We start from the raw sequence: 22,176 nt of genomic DNA, 5'->3' as shown, positions 1-22,176 counted from the left end.
AATATTCTCTACCTTTTTCTTTTTGCTTCAATTTGAATATTTATTTCTGGTTGATAATTTATCTCAACCAGAGGAATTTTACTGAAGGATTGCTTTTCTAATAATAGTTTAAACATTGCTTTATTCTCGTTAGCTCGGTCGTTTACAAAATTAACTTCTTTATTATTTTTCACTATTTTCGCTTTCTCCTCCTTATAATGGTGAATTAGATGTGTCTTAATCTCTGGAAGCTCCTCCAATTTTTTATCCAATTCAGCAATTGTATCTTCCGTGTTTTTGGTTTGAATTTCTATTTCCGCGACATTAACCCCTTTTTCACCTAAGAGTTCGATTGTTTTTTGAACTTCCGCTTTAGCCTGGTCAATCGTCTTCTGGTAAGAAGGGAGTTGATTTTTCCAGTAATAGGTATTCTCATCTTCATTTTGGCAGTAGCCTAGGATTCTGTTATAAGATTGTTCAGCTTTGGTTACCATTTCCTTCACTTTTAGAAAGTCTTCCTGTTTTCTAAGGACGAACGCAATATCAGCCAGATGCTTATTTTTCTCACTTTCGATCTTCTTTTTCATCAATTCAATTTCAATATTTGCTCTTGTTTCAGGATTCGTAATGATAGACGTTTTAAGTTCCTGCGTACTGATATCAGAGATGTCCAGTACATCTGCACCTTTTTTCATTGCTTCCATGTATCTGGCCTGTTTCGATTGCAATTTCTGCAGCATAAACACATCAATACTATCATTGGTCAGCATAAAGTTGACCCTGAAATTTTCGTGCTTATTTCCCTGTCTCCATGCGCGCCCTTCCACTTGCCTCAAGGTCGTAAAGTTGTAGGGTAGGGAAAGTAGGTACAGATCCGTAGTGTTTTCCTGGAGATTCATTCCCTCCTGGATCGCTTCACTTCCGATGATGATCTTCATCTTTCCGGAATTAAAATCATTCTGAATGGATATCTTTTGAACCTTGGAGGTAGCGCCAGTAATAATACCTATTTCATCGGGATTGTAACCGATATTGGTTATCAGATATTCTTTCATCCTTGGAAATTCCGAGACTGCTAATTCAGAATAAATGATCTGTCCGGCGTCCGGAATGTCATTTTTATTCTGCCGGATGAGGTTCATGGTTTCTTTCAGCTTCGGTGAGTTTTCGATAAATTCTTGTACTGTTGGAAATTCCCCTTCGTAATAAGGCGACAAATACGGAGAAATGGCAATTAATCTCGCATTCAGAATATGGGTAAGAATCGCCCCTTTTTCCGTTTCGCTGAAATTCTCGGTCAATAGATCATATTGCTCGCGAGTCAGGTCATTCTGCTCGATCTTGTATTCTTTGTTGATCTTGTTAGGACGAATCAATTCTGGATTATCCTCTTCGCCTTTGATATCAATAAATTCAGACAAAAGCTGCTGAAACAAAGAATTGTTTTTAAATCGACGTACATTGGATTTGAACTTCACATCACCTTTCGCATCGATCTCCATGTCGGTATCCGCTTCCATAAAGGTTTCGAAGAAGGTATTGACATTGAAATAGCCCGATTCTTCAAGCCGTTTATTGGCGATCAGGGACAAGATGGAATAATATTCGAGCGGTTTGTTAGTGAATGGCGTTGCAGAAAGTAGGGTAACATTTCTTCCGTCGTATTTCTCCTGAATATATTGTGCAGCCATCCACGTATTGATACCTAATTTAGAAGTCTGTTGATTCTGGCTTCTGAAGTCCGAGGAAAATCTTCTGTCCTCAATTCTGACCTTACCTACAATATGATTGGCATTATGTACTTCATCAAAGGTCATATGGTCGAAACCAAAATACTCCCAATCGTAGATCTTTCCGCGCTTCATTTTACCCTCCACCTCTCTGGTCTTCTCCAATTCTCTCTGGAAGTCCCTCTCGCTGATCGAGTTCACACTGCGTAGTTCGCTTTCGGAAATATAAGAGAACTTGGAGGCCAGATCCTGGGTAATACTTTCCGAGAAACCTATGTTGTTGAAGCCCTCATACGTCACGATGGTAATTTCTCCGTCCTTGTTGTCAAATTTTGAAAGGTCATAATCTTTACCGAGATTGCCTAATACATTGACCTTAGCACCCGGTATCGTTTCAAAGATGGTTTCGACCCATTGCTTGAGTATGCTGTCGTTGGGAACCACGATCAACGGTCTTTTGGAATTTGCCCGTTCCATCGCTTCGTGCATTGAGAGGATTCCGGATAAAGTTTTTCCGAATCCAACCTCGTGTGCCAGTAAGCCGACACCCTTTGTTGTTAAACGCCCGATTCCTGCTTTCTGAACTTCGGTTAATCTTAATTCCTGTCCTTTGAAATTCTTATAGATCTTAGAAAATAAAGGAAACCTGGAATAGTCGGGAACGTGAATATTGTTGTAATTTCTGTTAAAGTCTTTAACAAACCGTTCCCTAAGATCATCCGATAATTCTTCACGGATAAATTTTTGAAAGAGATCATTGGCCGCAGCTTTTCTTCTGTCCCGGACTAAAGCATTTCGCTCCTTATCACTTCCCGTTACGGTCTCATTATCCACAAACTGTCGGACCTCCCAGGCTGAAGAACCTTGAAAAGCATCACTTGATAGAGTTCCGACAAAATCTTTGAATTTCTCTGCCAGGTTATAGTCAACAGTGACGACCTCGCTTAGTTTTGTATTATAGTTGTACCGCTCTTTTTCCACCTGTCCCAATGCGAATCGATGGACAAACTCGTGATTGGGACTGATCGATATTTCATCAATAGATTTTGGTCTCGGCAAAACACGCTGTAGTAATGCTTTTTGTTTTTCGTACTGGTCTTCCGTCCCGCCTATGGAATGTTTGTCGGCAAAGTCCCTTTCAAGCTGCTCCAACTTGGCGTAGATGTTTCCTTCCGCATAATAAAAGTCGTGTACCCATCTGCCGTTTATAAAGTTGGCGAATGGATAGTGTTTGCCCCTGTTATTAATCGTTCCGTCATAATCCGTGTCCCGAAAGGCTTCAATTTGTTGCGGGCTGATATCAGAGCTATTCTGAAGCGAAGTATTGATTACTTCATCTGTTTTGGAAAACAGGTATTTTAATATTCCTTTTTTGATTTGCGGTTTGGTCTGGACGCCGTATTCAGATTCCTTTCTTTTATTTTGAGCCTGAAGTATTTTATCGGTCTTTTCAATAATTTCAGACAGTTGATCCTTATTGAAGTTGTTAGGATTATTGGTCACCTGAGTTTGCAGATTGGTGTATTTCTCAATCTCCTTTAAAATAGCCGGTGACTTGAATTTGATGTCGTTGAGTTGGGAAAGGACCGTTTGGAGTTTATCCTGAACCTCTGAAAGATCAATTTCAGTTCCGTGCTCCGGATCACCACTTTTTTCGGGCAGAACTGTTTGTTGTATTTTTGCTTCGGCTTTGGTATTCTCAAAAAGCAGGTCTTCAAAAAGATCTCCGATCCTCTCAGTTTGCTTTTTGGTTTCAAGTCTTTCCAGCCTCTGTAATGCTTCATCCAGATCTCCGTGGACATAGAGTTCCACCCGTCCAAAACGATTCGATCTCTCACGCATCTCACCCAAAACGTTTTCAGGAAACTTTTCGAAGTGATCAGAGATATTATGCTTGATTGTTTGCGAGGACTTTTTCAGGATAATGATATCCGTTCCGATCTGTGTTCCTGCAAATGCTCCCATTGGTAACCGGAAAGCTTTGAGCAGTTCAGCATTTTCAAGCTCTTTCTGGCGGTTTAGCCAGCCGGAGGGAAGGACCATCGCCAGGATTCCGTCGTCTTTCAAGACATCCAGGCTGCGTTTAACAAAATAATCTTCATATTTGGAAAGTTTCGGTTCCTCACCCAAACCTTTATAGAGACCGCGATGTTCCCCATAAGGAGGATTACCGATAACCAGATCATACTGTTGAGAGAAGTCTTTTTTGTTTCCCTTCTCGTCGATAAATTCGGTTTCAAAAGAACGGAGATGGATAGTTGCTTCGGGATGGATTATTTTCGCGATCTTCGCAGCGGTCTTATTGATCTCAAAGGCAAATAGATTTGTCTTAGAAGAAAGTCCCTTGACTGCATACAAGAAGTTGCCCGTTCCCACACTAGGTTCCAAAATGCTTATTTCCTTCCTGTTTTTGAGTGGTTCCTTGATGAGGTTTCGGACGGCGTCAATTAGCTTCCCATCGGTGTAATATTCGTCAAGAATACCACGACCTTCCTTTGCGACACCGCCGCTTTTGAACTGATTGCAGATGTCTTTCAATTCATTGGTAATGGCAATGCCATCTTTAAAAACAACCTCTTTGCTTTCGGAAATAAAACAAGCTGCAGAAACAACTTCTGCAACTTGCTGGTTGGTCAGCTTCTGACCATTATATTTTGAGATGAGACCGTGTAGTTCTGCAACATTTGCAGAATTTGTGTTTATCTTGGGTATTTGTCCGTCGGATCTTCCTGTGTTGGGTGCAATTCGCCCGAATAGGATTCTGCCCACGGAAGGTTTTTCTTCAGCATGCTTCGATTGTATTCCGTTAGTGGATCTTCTTCCTCGTTCTCCGGCTGTGAGACCGCTCCGCTCTGAGCCTGAAGGTCCATTTCCAGCATTTGGGCTGCCCATAATTTGTCCTCTATCGTAATCTCCTTTTTGTTCGGATTGGCTGTCCTGCAAAGGTTTTCCAGGATCTCTTCCAGAAAATTCGGATCCCATGTGCTGAGGGTTGGATATTCCTTGTGGTCTAATTGTAGTGGCTGCATTTTCTGATTCTTTTGATGTGACTAAATTACTGCTTTTGTCAAGATGATTTAATTTGTTGTGAAGATATCCGGTCAGATCTTTATTTCCATCGCCGGATATCTTGTACATTTTTCGGATGTCTTTAATATTCTTTTCTTTAAGATCCATCAGGATCTTCAGCGTTTCCGCATCGCCTGTCCGGTTTCCTTCAAGACACAAAAAGATCTTACCTTCAAAATGTTGGAACCGGTTAATGAATTTCTTCGCATTGACAGCGGTATTAAGGGTAACAAGGGTTCTGCTATTGGACTGCCCGTTAAGTTCCAAAAGTTTTTGGAACGACTTAGCATCCTCACTTTTTGCAAAAAGTACCAGTTCATTTTTACTTCCTTCAATGATAGTGAGGTCATCGTTAATTTGTAAAGACTCACTCATTTTTACTGCGTGTTACAAAATGATCAAACTCAAATAATTCTCTAGCTATGTGATCCCAGTTTTTTCTCGGAATCAATTGAAGCGTGACAAAGATGTCGTTCTTCTTATTGTAAGAGTCGATGCGTTCCAAACGGCCGTGATAATCAAGTTCCGCGTGCCGGTATAATGAGTAGGGTAGGATGGTGTCGGTGGGGTAAATGTAGAACCGGGTATAGTTCCAGGGGGAATTAATTTCAAAGCGTTTGTATTGCTTTCCAAACAAAACGGTGTCAGATAATTTTCTTCTGTTCCTGTAATTCGGGATCCATTCTTTTGAGAAAACAGCACCCTCTTTCTTATCCCACACGAGCAAAGGCTTTTGTTTTAAGACAATCTCCGAAAAGATGGTGGTCTTTCTTTCGTAGCCTATTGCATAGCAGAGAGAATCTTTGATAAAATAGATCTGCTTACTCATTTCCGGAAAGGTTCGGTCGGGAACGATCTCTATCAGGTTATCGTTTGAGTAGCTCATTTTGGAAATGTGGAAGCTCTGCATCCTTTCAAGGCCTCTGGAGGCTTCGAAATAGACATTGGAAATGATATCAATTCCTCCTTTCTCGGATCTGACTTCCTTGTGGCAGGAGCTAAAGCATAGAATGATCGCAAAGGATAATATTGTCAATTTTATTTTCATCGTGTTGATTTTAAAAAAGCGGCAGACCATAAGACCTGCCGCTTTCGGATATTGGTCAGGTATTTCGTTATCGTTTGATGCTCTGCTCTTTCACGTTATTTTTTTCGTGCTTATTATCTTGTTCCAAACCCTCCAAAGGTTTATTGGTATTCAGCCTGTTCATATCATTATCATAGAGTTTAAGGTTTCTGTTCTGAGGGTCCAGAACTGCTTTTCCCTCTATGACGTTATCGTCCTGCTGAAATTTTACTTTGACGATATTTCCTTTCTCCAACGATTTTATAGCATTATCCTTCCATTCCGGTTTATCGAAGATCAAATTTGCTTTCTCTACGATCTTCGATGTATCAACCCCATAATTTTTATAGAAGTTCTTGAAGTAGTAGTTTCCGTTATCGGTTTTTGGCTCATCGAAATTTAACTGGACAAACGCCGGTTCCATCTGTTCGGTCTTCGGGTTTTTAAATTCTATTTTAACGGCGCGCCCTTCCAGAAGATTCACGGCTTCCTTAGCAGTGAATGTATGCTCCTTGCTGACCTGGAATTTCTGATGGATGGTCTCATTTTTGTCATTATCCAGGATTGCATGGTAAGAATTGAAAAATACACCCCCGCTATCCGTTTTGTTAAATCGCAATAGAAACCCTACCTTATTTTCAGGCAATGTCTTATCAGAGGACGTTTTTAGTTCAAATTGCGTTTTGCTGGATCTAATGCCTTTTTCGAGATCTTTGTGAAGCTGTTCGCTTTCGCCGAAACCTAGATATTTCAGCTGGTCTTTCAGGTACTGCACCTGGTCGAAATCTTTTTGTGTTTCCATAATGTTTGAATTTTGATCGTTATATTTTATTTCATTGATTGATAATGGCCTGTATGCGGACATCTCTTCTTCGTCCAGGAACATTTTGATAATTCCACCTCCCGGCAATACAGAGTAAGCTTCTGCGTACTGCTGTTTTTGAAGTAGGCCATAAGCCAACTCGTATTTATCATTCTTAGATAGCTGGTGTCCATCAATGAAATCCGGTAGTTGTCTTAATTGTTGCTCAGTTAAAGCGTAGTCTCCGCTTGTTGTTCCGAATTCTTTCTCTTCCAGGTAGCTCTCCCTTTGGTGTTGGTTGATATTCAGATCTTGCAGTATAAATTTTTTCTCTTTTGTATTATTTTTGTGATCGAGCAGATCATTAATTTCTTGGTCGGAAAGCTTCGGGGAAAGAAGGTTGACTAGGGCCTTTTCTTTCAGATCATTTTCCGCAAAGCTTTTAAATTCGCTTAGGCTTTGTGAAGTATCAAAAGAGACCTTCATACCTGTCCACTCGTTTTTACCGTACGGTAATCGGTATTCCTGGGTTTGCAAATCATAACCATAAAAGCTGTTCCCATTCGGACTTTTCAGGGAACCGCTTCCATCATCGTAATCATTCCAATTCCATCCTTTTGGAAGATCAGCTGCTTGCGTTTCATTTGTTGATATCATATTGTCAGTATTATGATGATCGATCACATTATTTAATTGTTGATTGTCTGAACTGACGAGACGCAAATCAAATGGCTGTGCATCTAATTGATAGTCGAAGGTGTAACCGACAGCTTCACACTCCTGCTGAAAAGCTTTACAATCCTTGTAATCAAGTCCCACATTTGCTTCTTTTTGCTGCCACTTATCCAAGACTGCCTGCAGTTCTTCGGGAAGTAGGTGGTAATTTTCAAATAGATCCATTGTTTACATTTTTGAGTTAGGTTTTATATTTTTTAAGAGAGCGTCAGTGGCTCTTAAAGGACTTATCTTTTAAATCTTCGTTTTTCTTCCTGCTGCTGTTCTGCATTTTCCCGGTTGCGGTTAGCGTCTTCATAGCGATCCCTATCATTGACGTTGAGCTGAACATCGGAATTACCATTGTGCATTCTTTTATCTTCTACAGATATTCTCGTAACAGAATCGATTTCCCTGGAGACAATGTTTATATCATTAGAAATTGCTTTGGCGATTTCCGGGTATTGGTCGATTTTATCGTAGAGGTAATTTTTCAGCTTCTGTAGTTCGGCTTTATAGCGGCTGAGTTCCTGCACGTCCTTTTGATCGGCAATAATAGCGGTGAGCTCAGTGGCATTTTTAATAAAATCGAATTCCACTATTTTTCTGTTTTCTTTATCGAAGATGAATGCTTTTTTTTCGATATTCCATTGGTCGGGAGATTTTGACAGGTCTTTGATATCCGAATACTGGACTTTTTCTTTGCTGTTTTCGAGAATTTCCGCAAGGCTTTTGTCCCGCTCAAGAAAGATGACCTTCAGCAGGGTATTATTGTCGGTGAGTTGAAAAGTAGCGCGGTTCCTGTCATTATCAGCGACGATCGTATAGCCTCGGAGAAACTTTTGGACGTCGTCAGCACTTAATTTTTTGGAGAATGTCAGGTCTTCATTGATGATGCCATAGGTTTTCAGTTCTTCCGTGGGCAAATTGTTATTTTCCATATGATGATATTTTTCGTTAGAGTGTAAGAATATTTAGTTTTGATAGGATGTAGCAAGCCAATGATCTGCTACGATAAGGTCATTGAGAAATTGGACAGGATCGATGTACTTCCCATTTTCCCTGACCGCGAAATGTAGGTGTGCTCCTGTAGAATTTCCGGAATTCCCGCTTTTGGCAATGACATAACCCGCTTTTACCAGCTCCCCAACTTTGTAATAGATCTCTGAGAGATGCAGGTAAGCTGTTTCATACCGGTTGTAGTGTTTTACTTTGATGTAATTTCCGCCGCCTTTGGGATCCCAGCCTGTTGCGGTCACCATTCCATCCATTACGGCATATACATTTTCGTAGAGGGCTTTCAGGTCAATGCCGTTATGTATTTTTGACTTTCCAAATATTGGATGTATTCTCCTTCCGTAAGATGATGTCACTGAAATTCCCCGGTTTAATGGCATTGCGATCTTTGGCAACGTTATGTCTTCAATTTTATTTTCAAAGCCATTCTTCGTTAGAGGTCTATTTCGTTTTTGTTCATCAATAATTTTACTGTGAAGCTGAAAAATAAGGGAATCCTTCACATTCTGTATATTCCATTTTTCAATGTCGTAATCTGTATTTTCTTTGATCATTGTTTTCAGAGAGTCCAGTTCTTTTTTCAGGTCTGCTTTAGAGATCGTACTAAAAATATCCTTCCGGAATTTTTTGCCTTTTTGCTGTTTCAGAACTTTATTTTCTCCCGTCTTCTCCAAGATCTGAGCGTTATCTGTTTTCTTCGGCAATGCAGGCGTAAGCGTATTGAATTGCCCATAGACAAGGCAATGAAAAGATAAAAGCAATCCGATCAAAAAGGTTGTTGTAAGTGTTTTCATGAGGCTGGTCTTATAAATTCATTGACAATAAGCTCGACTTCCTTGTTGATCTTCCGGAAATTGCTCATCAGTACTTCTTCCTTACGGTCAATTCCCCTGCTATCTATAAATGAGTAATAGACCGGCATCGGAGCATAATGCTTCTCTTCTTTTTTAATGGCTTTCATATCCAGATCGATTTTTCCATGGATCGCTGATGTTTTGTATTCTTCCGCATCGTTTTCTTCTCCTTGCGCGATCATTCCCACCATTTCGCCGGTCTTCAATGCTGCTATTTTTCCCGCAGGGATCATATGGTCCATTTTCTCATTTATGCTGGTGGTTGTTCCCTGCTGCGATATTGACTGCGAATAAGATTTCTGCTTGATCTTCCCAAACAATTTTTCCAGCCAGTCCAGTGTATTTTTATCCCGGGCAGAGCCGGAGAGAATATTTCCGACAATGGCAGAAATGGTATCCGCTACCTCCTTTTTATAAAATTGGCGGAGCTGAGGAATCTCCTGAAGTCCAAGCAACACAGCAACCCTGTTACTTCTTGCAGTTGCGACCACATTGTCTATTTTGTGAATGTAAATGGTCGGAAACTCATCTGCAATAATGCCTCCCGGCAGATTGTGCTTGGAATTGACCAGACGCAGCGTTCTGTTCAGTACCGAAGAGTACAACGCAGAATTAATATCCTGTGTTCCGGGGTCTGAGGCTAAAATCAGGATGGACGGATTTTCCCTGTCGGTAATTTTCAATTCCACTTCATCACCGGAAAAAACCCAGAAACTTTCTTTGGTCGCTAGTCTGGAAAGAAATATCTTCAATGTTCCGATCTGTCCTTCCAACTGGTCAAAAGCTTTATTATCATATGCCGTTTTGAATGGAGAAAGGAGTGACCCAATTTCTTCGTTGGTAAACAGCGTGTCAAAAATTTCCTGGTAGCTACGGTTCATAAAAGAGAGAATATGAGGCAGGTCTGAATATTTTCCGTTTTCCAGGGTGGCAAAGAAGTAAATGCAGGATGAGAGGAAGTTGATCGCAGATTGGGTAAAGAACGCATCCGATCCTCCTCCTGAACTGCTTCCGCCTTTCTGTAGTGAGGACACCATCGATTCCGCCATTTCCTGTGCTTCCGCAAGGGTTTGAATATACTTTTTATGAAAAGGATTGACCCTTTTTGATCTCTCGACCTCATTCAGGTTGATGACATGAAACTGATAGTTGTATTTCGTTTCCTTACTTTTTTTGATCAAATAGTGATAGTAGGCAATCTGCGCCAGGTCCGGAAACTTGAAGTCGTAAATGCACAGGCACAAACCTTTGGCTATCATCTGACGGATGGACGGATTGATCACCCCGAAAGATTTACCGCTGCCTGGCGTTCCGATGATCATAGTTCCGCGGAATGGATTGATGTTGATCCAGCCTTTGTTGATCTTGCCGTTATGCCGGAACAGATAAGGAATATTAATGCTGGTATCAGTATTGACCCGCTCCTTATTCTGGTCAAAAGATTCTTCTTCCACGTTCCATCGGTCTTTCCCCATTTTCTGCTGCATCAGCTTAGAGATGCTGTCTGCACCCATCTGAAGAATTACAGCACCCAGAAAAGAGAGAACCGCATAAATGACCTGGTACAGGTTCATCCCGGGGAAGACTTTTGGAAGTTTGGTGTCTCCTGCTTCTTTCTGCCATAATAGGGAACAGAACATCATTGCCAGTCCCAGAACCATTGGAACAATGATCTCCTTTGCTACATTGAGGTCTCTCTTTTTTTTTGCCTTTGTCCCGACAGCAACCAACCCGATCAAAATGAGTGTGGCAAACTTGGCATTAATGGGTGGATAAATAAAGCTCATCTTCGAGAAGTTCTTCAATAGATTGGAGACTACCGGGACTTGAGCCTGGAGGTAAAAAAGAGAAGCACAATCCAAGGCAACTACTGCGTAGACTGCCTTTTGCAGGAATCCGTAGATTTTTATCTGATGTTGTTGCTCTTGCATTTCTTTTTATTTAAAGTTTAGAAAAATGGAAGCGGAACTTCCGTTAGAAGGTGTCTGCTTTAAGAATTTCTGAATAGTTCACTTTCATTTCGATGGTCCTTCCGGAGAGCTGTTCCTCGATTAGCCGTATCATCATTACTTTTGAGTTCGGAAACGTGAATTTTTTGAACACATAAATATTTCTGAGGTTTTTCCTGAAGTGCTTTTGAGAGTTCATCTGAAACACCGGTGTCATTTCAATGCTTTGATTATTGGTCGCTTTATGGATCTTTTTATCCTCTATGGAAAACTTGAGTGTTTCCAGATCGTAGCTCAGGTTGGAGGTATTTTTAAAGGTCATATCCAGAAACATGTAATCACCCATCACATATACATTATTAAGCTGCATACTGAGATTCAGGTTGTTTTCTGTTCTGATAGGCTTTTTGTAAGCTTTATTTTGAATGATATCCAAAGTAAATTGTCTGAGTTCACGATTTGAGAAGGTCATTTTATCAAACTCGATAGGCTGCATGGCTTCAGGCTGAATGTGGATGTTGGTAATGGTATTGAGATTATCCGGGCTTCTATAGACCGCTTTATATTGCGCTATGAAAGATTGCCCGACAACCGTGATGATACCCACTGTATCTCCAGTGAAAAAAGGCGTGGACTGTTTTTTCTTATCCTTATCAGAGGTCTTGTTATCGCTAATTTTAATCCTTGCGATATTGTTGGCAGGGAGATCTCCGGTCAGTTTATCAGTGGAAAGGTCAACGTATTGAATGGGTTCCGGTGATATCATATGAAGGTTGATCCCTTCGCTGATCTCAAGTTCCGGCAGTTCAGAAATGATCTGCTCCGTGGTTGCTGTTTGTGCATTTAACAAGTTTGCTGTAAACAGTATCAGGCTGTATAATAAAGTTCTCATTATTTTATTTATTTTGCTGGTTTTGTGATTCTTTAAGTTGTTTTTCGTCGATCAGGAATACGTAAGAGTTGTATTTCAATTTGGCTTTATTAGTTTTGATCAGGTTAGCAATGGATTTGGAAGTGGATGTGAACAACTTGGAACCTATGCTGGTAAAGAAACCCTGTCCGCCCACATCCATCTGCGTACCCTGAACCGAATTGCTGCCCATTTCACGGATCATATCACGGAACACACTTTGGGGAACATATAGACCTTTCATCCCGTCAACATCATAGATAGACAGGTTAACCGGAAATATCTCTCCCTGGGTAAACACCGATATGATCTTAAGATCAACCCTTTGCATGGAGAATCCCGAGATCTGCCCATAGAGAATGGAACCTTTGCTGATTTTACGGTTGCTTACAAAAATGTCTTCCAGTAAACGGAACCTGATCCGGCTACCGAGAAACCCTTTGTTGTTTTCGTCAATGACCGCTTTGATAAAGCTGTTTTCCTGTTCTTTATAAAAGGCGTTGAAAACATTGTTGATTCCTGATTTGCTGACATTGAAGGTCGAACTAAGAAATTCTTCCATCTTTTCCTTATTGGCTATGAGCCGTTGTTCCGCCGCCAGTTTACATTGGTATTCCGGATCTCTGGCCTTTTCCAGGGAATCCATGACAAGCATCTGCTCTTTCAGGTATTTGACAGGGTCTGGTTGGACCGATTGTGTTTTTTCTTTTGGTGTATCAGCGTATTTATTTTCCTGATTTCCATACGATTTATCATTGAGCATCCGGATCATTTCCGCCGACCTTTTATAATCGTTATCCTCGTTGCCTTTCTTTGAATCATAGTAGGATGAAGGATTTCCTTTGGCCTGGTATTGATTCTGTCTTGACGATACCGCTTTCAGCGAATCGATTTTTCTTTTTTGAGCCAGTGATAATTGGTCATCATAACTCAGCAGGCTATCCCGTTCCTTATCCAGTCCTTCCAGCATCGTCCGGTTGTCATCTTTCTTGAAAAATGCATCATAGGCATCGTTCTTATTCATAATCGAATCCTTAGTTTCTCCGAGCGAAAGGGAAAGCTCCTTAGGCTTGTCTTTGGGCTTATCCTCTTTCGAGAACTCCGCACCGACGTATCCGAAAAGAAGCAGGAACGGCAGAGCCAGAAGCGGTAGCACATATTTTTTCTGTTTGAAATTGATTTTCTTCATTGCTTTTGATTTTTACATGAGAGGACTTCATTACTAGCGGCTATTTTTTAACTGTTGGAATCGGTTAAATAGAAACTCTATTCTGAGGCTGTCTGCTTTTTGCAGAGCATTCCGGTCTCTTTTGTCTTTCAGGAATTTCAGCTCGCTGACGATCTTTTCCATTTCCGTGTCGTGAGCAGAAACCGTATTTTGGCTGATCCCACTATTAGAATAAAGAACAGGCGGTTTTATGGTAAAGGTCTTTTGGGAAGGAAAGAAAATACCCTGTATCAGCGACCCGATGAATGAGACTGAAAGAATGATCATCGAATACACAAAGAACCTCTTCGGATTTTTAGCCACGCGTTCCAGAAATTTCTGTCCGGTTTGTTTTATAAAAGCATTCATCTTAATAGGAATTTTTGGTTTGATTGGAGAGTTCCTCGTTATCGATGATGCGCCAGTTCTTAAGCAACACCCCGTGAGGATTGTTGGGGCTTCGAATGATGTCTTCAAAAAATCCTTCGGTGATCAGCTTCCGGGTAATGACCGAAGATTTTCTGGTGATCATCTGCTTTCCGAAGAATTGAAATTTATTCTGCTCCATATTGAGGCTGATCGAATCGGAGTGGATGCTGACCATTGAGCTGGAAGCCACGATCTGATTATAAAATCCTTTTTCCCTGAGATTGGTGTATTCCTTTTTACCACTGTCGTCAATAAGATAGAGTGACTTCTGAATATTCTCCTTAATGTAGGCATCATCCGGAGCGAGGGTAAAAAACAGACGGTGGAACAATTCGATCTGCGCCTTATATTCAACCGGCCGGTTCAACAGCATATCCGTTTGCTTGGCCAACACCGGAACCCCATTATCGAGAACATAAATCGATCTGCGGGAATCCTGGATCATCCGATAGGAAAAGAAAAACCCGCCAATGACAATGAATACGGCAAAACCAATGGCTGATAAGGATACGATCTTATTGATCTTGATTCTCTGTTCTATATTTTTTATCAACATATTTTATTTCTTTTTGTTATTCATTGCACTATTCACCCGACCTGATGCAGTACCTGCTGTGGCTGATCTGGCAACTGACGCCGCTGCTGCCGCACCTCCTGTTTTCACAGTCAGTACTGCTGTTTTGGCACTGCTTGCCACTTTTCCAGCCGCATTTTTCATTTTTGTCATCGCACCTGCTCCGCCTGCTGAAACAATACTGTCTGCTATTGTTGGGGTCATCAAAACTCCGATACCCGTCACGATATAAGCGACACAAGTGAAGAGCTGGTTGTAGATCATCCCGGAATTACTGACATAGACCATCAAGGCATCCAGATTGGTCACTGTTCCGTTGGTAAGTAAGGTGTCATAACGTTCGATCTCCATGGTGTAACCTGAAGCAATAAGCTGTTGTCCAATATTGATAATCGTGTAGGCCACAAACGTGTAAAGGTTGATATTGATGAATTTGGATACCCAGCTGTACAGCGAATTTTCAAATCCCGGTACTAATGCCATTCCAACCGCAATAGGACCTAAAATGATAAGAATATATGCCCAGATCTTCTGGATAAAGAATATCAGGTAAACACAGATCCTAAGAATGGAGAGGCAGACAAACTCGATCACTTCGGCAACCAGTTTCTGCATTTGGAACTGCATCCTGATCTGCCATTCCTTGATAGGTTGTAGCAGCTTATCGATCCCGTCGCTGATATCAAACCACGAATCATCTGCATCTTTAGAGGTATTATTGATGACTTCCTGCTTGGCATCTTCTTCGGCATTGAGCTTAATGACCGCGTCCAGCAATTGCTGTTGCTTCTTAAACCGCTGAACCCTCAGGTCATTGACCTCAGATTCGATATCACTGAAAATCGCAATGCCGGGTTCTGCGATGGCCTCAAACGGTGCCTGTATCAGATTGACAAATCCTGTCCAATACACTAAAGTAAAGCCGATCAGAATCGGTTTAAGCATCGGGGTGATTTCCCATTCCCGGTCTCCGGCGGCCATCTGCCAGCCCATATAACCGAGATACATCAATGCACCCAGTCCTCCGATAGCCCTTCCGACCAATGCGGAACCTTGAGCATTGTCCTGAATACTGGTGTCCAGCTTGGTAAAGACCTCCATAAACCACCTCTCAAAAGCGCCGTCCCCCTTCAGGAACTGAAGCAGGTTGCTGTAATCACCATCGGTCTGCGCAAAGGCGATGACCGGGAGTACTATTGCCAAAAGGCAAAGAGTTAGTTTTTTATTCATCTCTAATATTTGTGTTTATATTGCTGCATCACGTTTTGAACAATTCCTCTATCTGAGGCCGGTGTCCATTGTGTAGGCAATGCGGTGGGTAAATGGCTGTTCAGGATGTTTTTATAATCCAGAAGCAGCGTTGTCCTGTTATTGTACTTTCTCAATTCCTGCACAAATTTTCGCCAACGGATCAGCGTTTCGTGATACATGATGAAACGTTTTCCCCTCGGCATATCCATTGTCCGGGACAACGTGTATTTCTCTTTTATAAGATCAAGCTCTTCCTGAAGCCGTTTTAATGTTCCCGTACTATTAAGCGTTTCGTAGGTCTGCTGGTCCTTCAGTCGCCATTCCATAAAATTCTGCGGGATGTCCGGAAATTCCGTGATCGGCTTGAGCATTCGTTTATAATACAGTAACCATATCGGGTCTGCATCAACTGTGGCCGAAGTCCAATGTGCCAGATCCTGAACGCTTCTTTTGTATATGGTGTCGGATGCAGCCTTGATCTTCTTAGCTTCCTCTTCCTGAAATTTTAGTTGTGCGAATCGTAGATTTTGTTCTCCTGTAGGTTTCAACGGACGGATATCGTCACCGTCCTTGTAATCCCTGTTAATTTTGGGTGCCCACATTCCCCAAACCGTTGCATAGGCAAAATTGGTCTGGATACCCAGGAAATATTTGGGATATGGCCGCCAGTCTCCCCAGCTCTCAAAGGTCATTCTCTTATGCTGGGCAACGATCGAAGGATCGTTCAGCCTCTTTACACTGACCTGTCCGGATAGTACAATGGTGATCAGCAAAAACATAAATAATTGTATTTTTCTACGTAGTGTTTTCATAATTTTTTAATTGAAGATGTATTTATATTTCTGAATAATATCTCCGACGATTGCCCTGTCTATATTGATGTAATTTCGGAGTACAGGCACTTGATAGAGGTAGGGGATCTTCTTTGCAGTCTCTAATCTCAAGATGATGTACAGAACATTTCCGTGAATATTCCTCACCCGGGTAAAAACCTTTTCGATCAGCATCTCGCGATCCATCGCATCCATCAGAAAATCCTTATCCTCGTTCAGAATATTCTGCGTAACTTCCTGCTGGAGCTTTAAGACCTGTTTACCTATCTCAACATAATATTTTGAAAGCAGCACAGCATATTCGGGATGCTGTGCAGACAGATCCATCATTTTATTGGAGTTGTTGATGATTTTTCCCAGATACTGGTAGAGATAGATCAGCTTTTTACTTTGGGTAAGTGCCGCATTAACATTCTTCAGCTGCTGGTAGATGTACTCCTGGATGGCGATGACCTGCATCGTTTTATTGTTGATATCGTCGTATAATTCTCTCTGCTTCTCATACGAATCCAGGAATGCCTGTTCACTCGCAAGTCGCACCCCGTGATTAACGGTAATTTGAGTCAACAGCTTATCATTGATGACAATTTGCTGGCTATCAACCACAATGACGGAAAAGAGAAATGTTCCGAAGACTACTATTTTCTTCATTATTAAAAGGATTTGATGTTGTTCATAATACTTTCCACAACCTGCTTGTCTCTGTTGACGTAATACTGGAAAGCCCTTTTGTTCCGTAAGACCTTAGCTTTGATGTCCCGTATCTTTAAGAGCATATGGGTGGAATTCCTGCTGAGTGTCTTGACCTCGCCCAAAGCATAATCCAGCAGGATCTTGCGTTCGGACTGTTCCATCTGGTTAATGGCTCCATAGGACAGGATGATCCCCGTAAGTAACCGCAAGGTCATTTGCAGGTCATCTACAAACTGTATTTGTGAAGGCAATGCCGCGATAATTGAGTAGGGTGCTGTATTGATCTCGTTGATAATGGCAGTTTGATTATCTATGATTTTGGTTGTTTCCCTGCTTACTACAATTCCCGCTGGAATGGCCTGTATAGCAAATGATACGATCCGTAACCGGTCCTGGATCTTGGTTATTTTGTCTTTAAAATTCTTCCATTGAGACTGGTTGGCAGTTTCCACAGAGGCATTAAGCGTTTGCTTTTGCCGCATCTCTTTCTGCCGGTCGTGCTCTTTCATCGTGGCATTGATCTCAATATCCATCATAGGGAACGAGACATTCTCTTGTTGCCAGGCTGGTGTGGAGCCACCACCGGAAGACATCATCACCATACATACGATAGGAATGAATACGCTTATGAAGATCTTCTTTTGCATTGTACAGGCTTTAGAAATTTCTTTTATAGCGGTTCATAATGTCATCCACAATGGCCTTATCGGTATTGATATAGCCTGCAAAAGGATTGATGGAATTCCAGAATCCGAGCCTGTTGGCTTTTTCCAGTCTCAGCTTAATGGCCAGAAGCCACAGCTTTAAACTTTTCACATTTCCGGAAATATTTTGCAGGATCTTGTAACGGTCTCCGGCGGTAGCCAGATTTAATTCTCCCGATGCCAGGATATCCGATACGTCGGTTACGATCTTCAGGCTTTGCTCATAGGTCTTTTGCGAAGCCTTGGTCCCGAAAATGGCAAACTGCGGATGCTGTGATGCCAACTGGACCACCTGCGAGGAATACGTATAGCATTTATTCAGTTCAGAATAGATCTCCTGTACCTGGATGCCATTCTGCAAGGTTCCGGAAACTTCCTTTAATCCTTTCAGTATTTTATTCTGAATATCATTGGCAGCTACCATCTGTGTTCCGACCCAGGTCTGGGCATCCTTTAGTTTGGAGGTTTCATCAATGACCTCGTTTTGCTTGGCTTTCAGATTTTCCGAATAGAGGATCATCGCGGCGGTTACCGTTGGGTCGATGTAGGTATTCTGTGCAGATACCCATCCGCAGAATCCTAAAAATAACAGGCTAAGCTTTTTCATACTGATATTCATTTTTATTGATTAATTCAGGGAAATTGATGTTTCGTTCTTCCAATTCCTGCGAGATGATCTTGAATATATTTTTCCCGGGATGGTTTTTCTTCATATCATGGTAGTAGGAAACCACCTTCTGATCCAGAGGATGCTGGTAGATATTTACCAAAGACATCAGATTCTCAAGACTGTCACCAAAAGCTTTTAAGTCCGAGACGATCTTTATCAAAGCTTCGTCATAGTTGCCATACTTTTGTACATAATACTCTACGGCTGATTTCTCTGGCTTTTCGGTAGTGTAGGTCAGATACTGTTCGAGGGAAACTTCGTTGCCGTAGACCTCACCTTTGGAACCTCTTTTCAGGTAAAACTCCTTGAACCGGCTCCTGCCAAGTTTGTTGTTAAGATTGTTTATCGTAAAAATTTTGTTTTGCTCGACCTTGTTGAGCGAAAGCAGTGAAGCGATCTTGTCGAAATTGTCTTTAAATTTGGTCTGGTCCAGTAGGATGAAGGTGTCGGAATTGTTAATGATAGAATCCTTCACCACAGCGTTTCCGATGATGTCATCCAGTTCCTGTGTCACGACCACAGCCTCGCCCCAAAATTTACGGACCGTTTTATACAGATACAAAATGTAACCTCCCATCAGCTTACTGGCAATCGCTTTCCAGGCTTCTTCAATGATCAGGGCTTTGCGACGGTCTTTTCTCAGACGCATTTTCTGAATGAACGTATCCATAATGATCAGCGTCACAATCGGAAACAGCTTCGGGTTATCTTTCACATTATCGATCTCGAAGACAATGAATGATTCATTAAAGAGCGTATTATCGGCAGATTCATTTAAGGTTGTTCCGTATCTTCCGCCTTTGTAAAAATCCATCAGAACAAATAGAAATGTCCTAAGATTGAATTCTCTTTCTGTGATACTGTGTTTCTTATTATTCAGATAAAGAGGAAGAAATTTGTCGCAATAATCATAGAAACCATTGAAGGAAAGTTCTTTTGCATCCAACTTCTCTTCGAGTTCTTTAATCTTTTTAATGATGGCTTTTCTAAAAGACTCATCGCAGTTTTCTTCTGTTTTGTCCTGTTTAATGATCTCATTTGATTTTATGAGAATCAATTGAGTTTCATTGTAAATCTTTCTCCGCTGCTCATCGCTCAGGGTTTCATACGCTTCATACACTTTATAGAACCTTTCGCTGTCATAATCGGGATTATTGAGGTTTTTATCAGGATGGTAAGATTTCAACAGTTTTCGTCCTGTCTCTTTGATCTGATCTGCAGATGCATCAAATGGTAGCCCCAGAATATCGTAATAGCTATTTTCGAAAGCCTCTCTCGTCGGTGACCGGTCGGTGACAATATCTTCTTCGTGAATATTATATTTTGCAAGGTAAAGAATCAGTTCTTCTGATGTTTTACCTTCAAACCAATCGGTTCCTGAATTGAAATATTGATGATAATAAGACATCAGTACATTGTCCAAAATAGATTTCTGGGCAGCCGACATGACGGCATCAGGACCTTGCCAGATCAGAAAAATAAGATTTGTCAAAAATTCAATTTTCTCGATATTGAATTCTTTCTTGTCCATGAGAAAAGGATTCATCGTGATCGGTTTTTCTTCGGTATATTGTATATATCTTCCGCCTTTATATTTGCAGGTTCCTGAATAGGAATCCCCAGTATCCACGATCACCACATCATAATTGTAGGTGAGATATTGCTCAATAATATTGTTCATCAGGAATGACTTTCCTGAACCGGATGGTCCCAGAACAAATTTGTTCCGGTTGTTTATCCTACCGGTCTTCATCGGCAGATCAGCGGGGTCAACCTTCAAGGGAACGCCCTGCCGGTCTGTGAATCGTAGGTAGAAGTTGGATTCTTCATTCACGGGATAGCTTTCTTTAAAAAAAAAACACAAGGCGGCTTCGCTTGTCGTCATAAAGAGATCGTATTCCCTGAGTTCCGTGGCATTGCCCGGAATGGCAGCCCGGAATAGCTCCAGCTGGTTATATGCATTTTTGGATATGATGATCCCTTTTGTAAACAGCTTGTTCTCGATCAGGGACTGTGTCCCCTCCATTTCTTCCAGCGTGTTTGTTGAAAATATTAGGGAAAAATGGGCATTGACCACCAGCTGGCCATCAATAGCGATATTATGCAGCAGGGTTTGGATCTCTTCTGCGATGATGACATTGGATGGTGAATTGTTAGCAGCACCCTCGTGTTTTTTCTTTTTTTTATCGAGTTCCCGTTGCTGTTGTGCCTGCAGTGGAATTGTGATGACCTGGTTGTAAACAATGGTTTCATAATCTTCCAGTTCATTGATGAAGGTAAAATTATCTACCGCTGTTTCCGAAGCGGCTCCATTTCCGCCGAGGATGGAGTAGGGCTCTATTTCGGAAGGCAGATCGATATTTTCCACATCAACATACGCGATGTTTTTAACAAACCGGTTGCCTATTTTAATGTATTCACTGGTGCTTTTGATGTTGTCAAATACTGGTACATCGGAAAACTGCATAGACAAAACGCCTGAAATGTAATATTCAAGATCTTTCTCAAACAGAAATTCGGGCTCGCAACCACTCTGCTTCAAAAGCATAAATACCTTTTGGGATTTATCGCGAAGCTCTTTGTAGCTTTTTTCGGAAAAATTGTAGTGCTTATTTTTCTTTTTAAGTTTATCATCAACAATATCCGTGAAGAAAAGCACCGTTTCAATGGTTTTGAAAAGCCGTCCGTCAAAATGTTCGGAATATTTTTGTTGTAAAAATTGATTTGATGGTTCTGCCTTGTATTTTTTCTTGCTGAAGATATCGAGCTTCTGAACGATCCTTCCCTCACCGATGATCGACACGACCTGATTAAGTACCGTGTGGAAGTTTAGGTAGTTATCCGGATCGGCAGAATACTGCTCAACAATGTTTTTGATCCTGAGACCGATAATGGGATTTCCATACTGTCCGAAAAGTACATCGAAGTCCCAACCGTGATCTTTTCCGTGATCATAGCCTACAAAGGGAATATCAAATATTTGTTTTTTCGGTTTCATTTCGTTTTAAAAATGTTTTGTTGTTCAATCGTTTTGGGAAGATCAAGATCTGATCGAAGTTTTTGGTCTTGTCGTAGAGTCCATATTTGTCCTGCCTGTTGAAGATGAGATAAACGCCACCTCCGGTAGCAGCAAGCCCGATCAAAGAGCCTAGCAGTCCAAATTTGGACAAGATCAGTGCGGCTACGACACCTGCGCCGATCACTCCGACCGCATAGATGATATACTTTCCTTTGAGCCCGAAGAATACAAGAGGCCTTTTCAACCCCTTGTATAAATAGAAACCCATAACTTAGGCAAAGAATGAGGTTACGAACTCGGGAACAACGATAAGGAAGATCATCGCTCCTCCATAACCAAGGATCTCTTTGTTGACATCCTGATCGCCGTTTGTCCATTTATTATACACTCTCAGACCGCCAATAAAACCGACCAGTCCCCCTACAGCCTTTAAGATCAGTTTGATCGGGTCCCAATAGTCCTTGATGTCATTGGCTGCGTTGGAAATGGCTGTTGCCCCGCCTTGCGCAAACATTGGCGTGACCGCCACAAGAAGCAAAGCCGCAGTGAATAATTTTTTTGTCGTCAGGTAACTTTTGCATTTGTGTTTCATAATACTTGAGATTTTATATTTGAATTGTGTTTTTTAGTTCAGAAAAGGGCATAGGAGGTGTGCTATCCGGCTCAATGGAGCGAATCATCTGAAGATTTAAAAGCTTGGGGTTTC

The 22,176-nt window shown here is 41.4% G+C and carries 18 protein-coding genes; all 18 read right to left on the bottom strand.

The window, feature by feature from the left end; translation table 11 throughout:
- Positions 1 to 8: 8 nt before the first annotated feature.
- The gene (locus ODE14_RS07015) at positions 9 to 5,153 is read right to left on the bottom strand and encodes an Eco57I restriction-modification methylase domain-containing protein (RefSeq protein ID WP_263603505.1); all 5,145 of its coding nucleotides are present in this window, start codon (positions 5,151 to 5,153) and stop codon (positions 9 to 11) included.
- Positions 5,146 to 5,826 carry a hypothetical protein gene (locus tag ODE14_RS07010; RefSeq protein ID WP_263603504.1) on the bottom strand — a complete coding sequence of 227 codons (681 nt, stop codon included), beginning with the start codon at positions 5,824 to 5,826 and terminating at the stop codon, positions 5,146 to 5,148. Before ODE14_RS07010 ends, ODE14_RS07015 begins: the two co-directional genes overlap by 8 nt.
- A gap of 67 nt (positions 5,827 to 5,893) precedes the next feature.
- Positions 5,894 to 7,546: a DUF6449 domain-containing protein gene (locus ODE14_RS07005; protein ID WP_263603503.1), complete on the bottom strand. Its 1,653-nt coding sequence runs from the start codon at positions 7,544 to 7,546 to the stop codon at positions 5,894 to 5,896.
- 62 nt (positions 7,547 to 7,608) lie between these two features.
- Positions 7,609 to 8,301 (bottom strand): hypothetical protein, encoded by a 693-nt coding sequence (locus tag ODE14_RS07000; RefSeq protein WP_263603502.1) that lies wholly within the window; start codon positions 8,299 to 8,301, stop codon positions 7,609 to 7,611.
- Between the two features lie 33 nt (positions 8,302 to 8,334).
- The gene (locus ODE14_RS06995; RefSeq protein WP_263603501.1) at positions 8,335 to 9,171 is read right to left on the bottom strand and encodes a M23 family metallopeptidase; all 837 of its coding nucleotides are present in this window, start codon (positions 9,169 to 9,171) and stop codon (positions 8,335 to 8,337) included.
- Positions 9,168 to 11,162, bottom strand: coding sequence for a type IV secretion system DNA-binding domain-containing protein (locus tag ODE14_RS06990; protein ID WP_263603500.1), 1,995 nt, complete (start codon positions 11,160 to 11,162; stop codon positions 9,168 to 9,170). The genes ODE14_RS06995 and ODE14_RS06990 overlap by 4 nt, the downstream gene beginning before the upstream one ends.
- Before the next feature lie 43 nt (positions 11,163 to 11,205).
- Complete coding sequence (gene traN, locus ODE14_RS06985; protein WP_263603499.1) at positions 11,206 to 12,072, bottom strand: conjugative transposon protein TraN; 867 nt, start codon at positions 12,070 to 12,072, stop codon at positions 11,206 to 11,208.
- A gap of 4 nt (positions 12,073 to 12,076) precedes the next feature.
- The gene (gene traM, locus ODE14_RS06980; protein WP_263603498.1) at positions 12,077 to 13,279 is read right to left on the bottom strand and encodes a conjugative transposon protein TraM; all 1,203 of its coding nucleotides are present in this window, start codon (positions 13,277 to 13,279) and stop codon (positions 12,077 to 12,079) included.
- A gap of 33 nt (positions 13,280 to 13,312) precedes the next feature.
- Positions 13,313 to 13,666, bottom strand: coding sequence for a hypothetical protein (locus ODE14_RS06975; RefSeq protein WP_263603497.1), 354 nt, complete (start codon positions 13,664 to 13,666; stop codon positions 13,313 to 13,315).
- A gap of 1 nt (position 13,667) precedes the next feature.
- Positions 13,668 to 14,282: a conjugative transposon protein TraK gene (gene traK / locus ODE14_RS06970; protein ID WP_263603496.1), complete on the bottom strand. Its 615-nt coding sequence runs from the start codon at positions 14,280 to 14,282 to the stop codon at positions 13,668 to 13,670.
- A 3-nt stretch (positions 14,283 to 14,285) separates the two neighbouring features.
- Complete coding sequence (locus tag ODE14_RS06965; RefSeq protein ID WP_263603495.1) at positions 14,286 to 15,530, bottom strand: hypothetical protein; 1,245 nt, start codon at positions 15,528 to 15,530, stop codon at positions 14,286 to 14,288.
- Positions 15,531 to 15,532: 2 nt separating this feature from the next.
- Positions 15,533 to 16,363: a hypothetical protein gene (locus ODE14_RS06960; protein WP_263603494.1), complete on the bottom strand. Its 831-nt coding sequence runs from the start codon at positions 16,361 to 16,363 to the stop codon at positions 15,533 to 15,535.
- 6 nt (positions 16,364 to 16,369) lie between these two features.
- Positions 16,370 to 17,035, bottom strand: a complete 666-nt coding sequence (locus ODE14_RS06955) for a hypothetical protein (protein ID WP_263603493.1) — start codon at positions 17,033 to 17,035, stop codon at positions 16,370 to 16,372.
- 2 nt (positions 17,036 to 17,037) lie between these two features.
- Complete coding sequence (locus tag ODE14_RS06950) at positions 17,038 to 17,613, bottom strand: hypothetical protein (RefSeq protein ID WP_263603492.1); 576 nt, start codon at positions 17,611 to 17,613, stop codon at positions 17,038 to 17,040.
- 121 nt (positions 17,614 to 17,734) lie between these two features.
- The gene (locus ODE14_RS06945) at positions 17,735 to 18,388 is read right to left on the bottom strand and encodes a hypothetical protein (protein ID WP_263603491.1); all 654 of its coding nucleotides are present in this window, start codon (positions 18,386 to 18,388) and stop codon (positions 17,735 to 17,737) included.
- Complete coding sequence (locus tag ODE14_RS06940; RefSeq protein ID WP_263603490.1) at positions 18,375 to 21,449, bottom strand: TraG family conjugative transposon ATPase; 3,075 nt, start codon at positions 21,447 to 21,449, stop codon at positions 18,375 to 18,377. The genes ODE14_RS06945 and ODE14_RS06940 overlap by 14 nt, the downstream gene beginning before the upstream one ends.
- Positions 21,424 to 21,738, bottom strand: a complete 315-nt coding sequence (locus tag ODE14_RS06935) for a DUF4133 domain-containing protein (RefSeq protein WP_263603489.1) — start codon at positions 21,736 to 21,738, stop codon at positions 21,424 to 21,426. Before ODE14_RS06935 ends, ODE14_RS06940 begins: the two co-directional genes overlap by 26 nt.
- A 3-nt stretch (positions 21,739 to 21,741) precedes the next feature.
- Complete coding sequence (locus ODE14_RS06930) at positions 21,742 to 22,062, bottom strand: DUF4134 domain-containing protein (RefSeq protein WP_263603488.1); 321 nt, start codon at positions 22,060 to 22,062, stop codon at positions 21,742 to 21,744.
- Positions 22,063 to 22,176: the final 114 nt, after the last annotated feature.

Source organism: Chryseobacterium sp. PET-29, from assembly GCF_025736815.1.
GTDB lineage: Bacteria > Bacteroidota > Bacteroidia > Flavobacteriales > Weeksellaceae > Chryseobacterium > Chryseobacterium nepalense.
The sequence above is the reverse complement of the archived record's forward strand: the minus strand, read 5'-3'. Positions and strand labels throughout refer to the sequence as shown.

Coding starts and splice junctions, on each gene's coding strand:
- ODE14_RS06990 (WP_263603500.1), bottom strand. CDS start 11,162: ATGCAAGAGCAACAACATCAGATAAAAATCTACGGATTCCTGCAAAAG.
- traM (WP_263603498.1), bottom strand. CDS start 13,279: ATGAAGAAAATCAATTTCAAACAGAAAAAATATGTGCTACCGCTTCTG.
- ODE14_RS06960 (WP_263603494.1), bottom strand. CDS start 16,363: ATGAAAACACTACGTAGAAAAATACAATTATTTATGTTTTTGCTGATC.
- ODE14_RS06945 (WP_263603491.1), bottom strand. CDS start 18,388: ATGAAAAAGCTTAGCCTGTTATTTTTAGGATTCTGCGGATGGGTATCT.
- ODE14_RS06940 (WP_263603490.1), bottom strand. CDS start 21,449: ATGAAACCGAAAAAACAAATATTTGATATTCCCTTTGTAGGCTATGAT.
- ODE14_RS07010 (WP_263603504.1), bottom strand. CDS start 5,826: ATGAAAATAAAATTGACAATATTATCCTTTGCGATCATTCTATGCTTT.
- ODE14_RS07000 (WP_263603502.1), bottom strand. CDS start 8,301: ATGGAAAATAACAATTTGCCCACGGAAGAACTGAAAACCTATGGCATC.
- ODE14_RS06975 (WP_263603497.1), bottom strand. CDS start 13,666: ATGAATGCTTTTATAAAACAAACCGGACAGAAATTTCTGGAACGCGTG.
- traN (WP_263603499.1), bottom strand. CDS start 12,072: ATGAGAACTTTATTATACAGCCTGATACTGTTTACAGCAAACTTGTTA.
- ODE14_RS06995 (WP_263603501.1), bottom strand. CDS start 9,171: ATGAAAACACTTACAACAACCTTTTTGATCGGATTGCTTTTATCTTTT.
- traK (WP_263603496.1), bottom strand. CDS start 14,282: ATGTTGATAAAAAATATAGAACAGAGAATCAAGATCAATAAGATCGTA.
- ODE14_RS07015 (WP_263603505.1), bottom strand. CDS start 5,153: ATGAGTGAGTCTTTACAAATTAACGATGACCTCACTATCATTGAAGGA.
- ODE14_RS06930 (WP_263603488.1), bottom strand. CDS start 22,062: ATGAAACACAAATGCAAAAGTTACCTGACGACAAAAAAATTATTCACT.
- ODE14_RS07005 (WP_263603503.1), bottom strand. CDS start 7,546: ATGGATCTATTTGAAAATTACCACCTACTTCCCGAAGAACTGCAGGCA.
- ODE14_RS06935 (WP_263603489.1), bottom strand. CDS start 21,738: ATGGGTTTCTATTTATACAAGGGGTTGAAAAGGCCTCTTGTATTCTTC.
- ODE14_RS06955 (WP_263603493.1), bottom strand. CDS start 17,035: ATGAAGAAAATAGTAGTCTTCGGAACATTTCTCTTTTCCGTCATTGTG.
- ODE14_RS06950 (WP_263603492.1), bottom strand. CDS start 17,613: ATGATGGATATTGAGATCAATGCCACGATGAAAGAGCACGACCGGCAG.
- ODE14_RS06965 (WP_263603495.1), bottom strand. CDS start 15,530: ATGAATAAAAAACTAACTCTTTGCCTTTTGGCAATAGTACTCCCGGTC.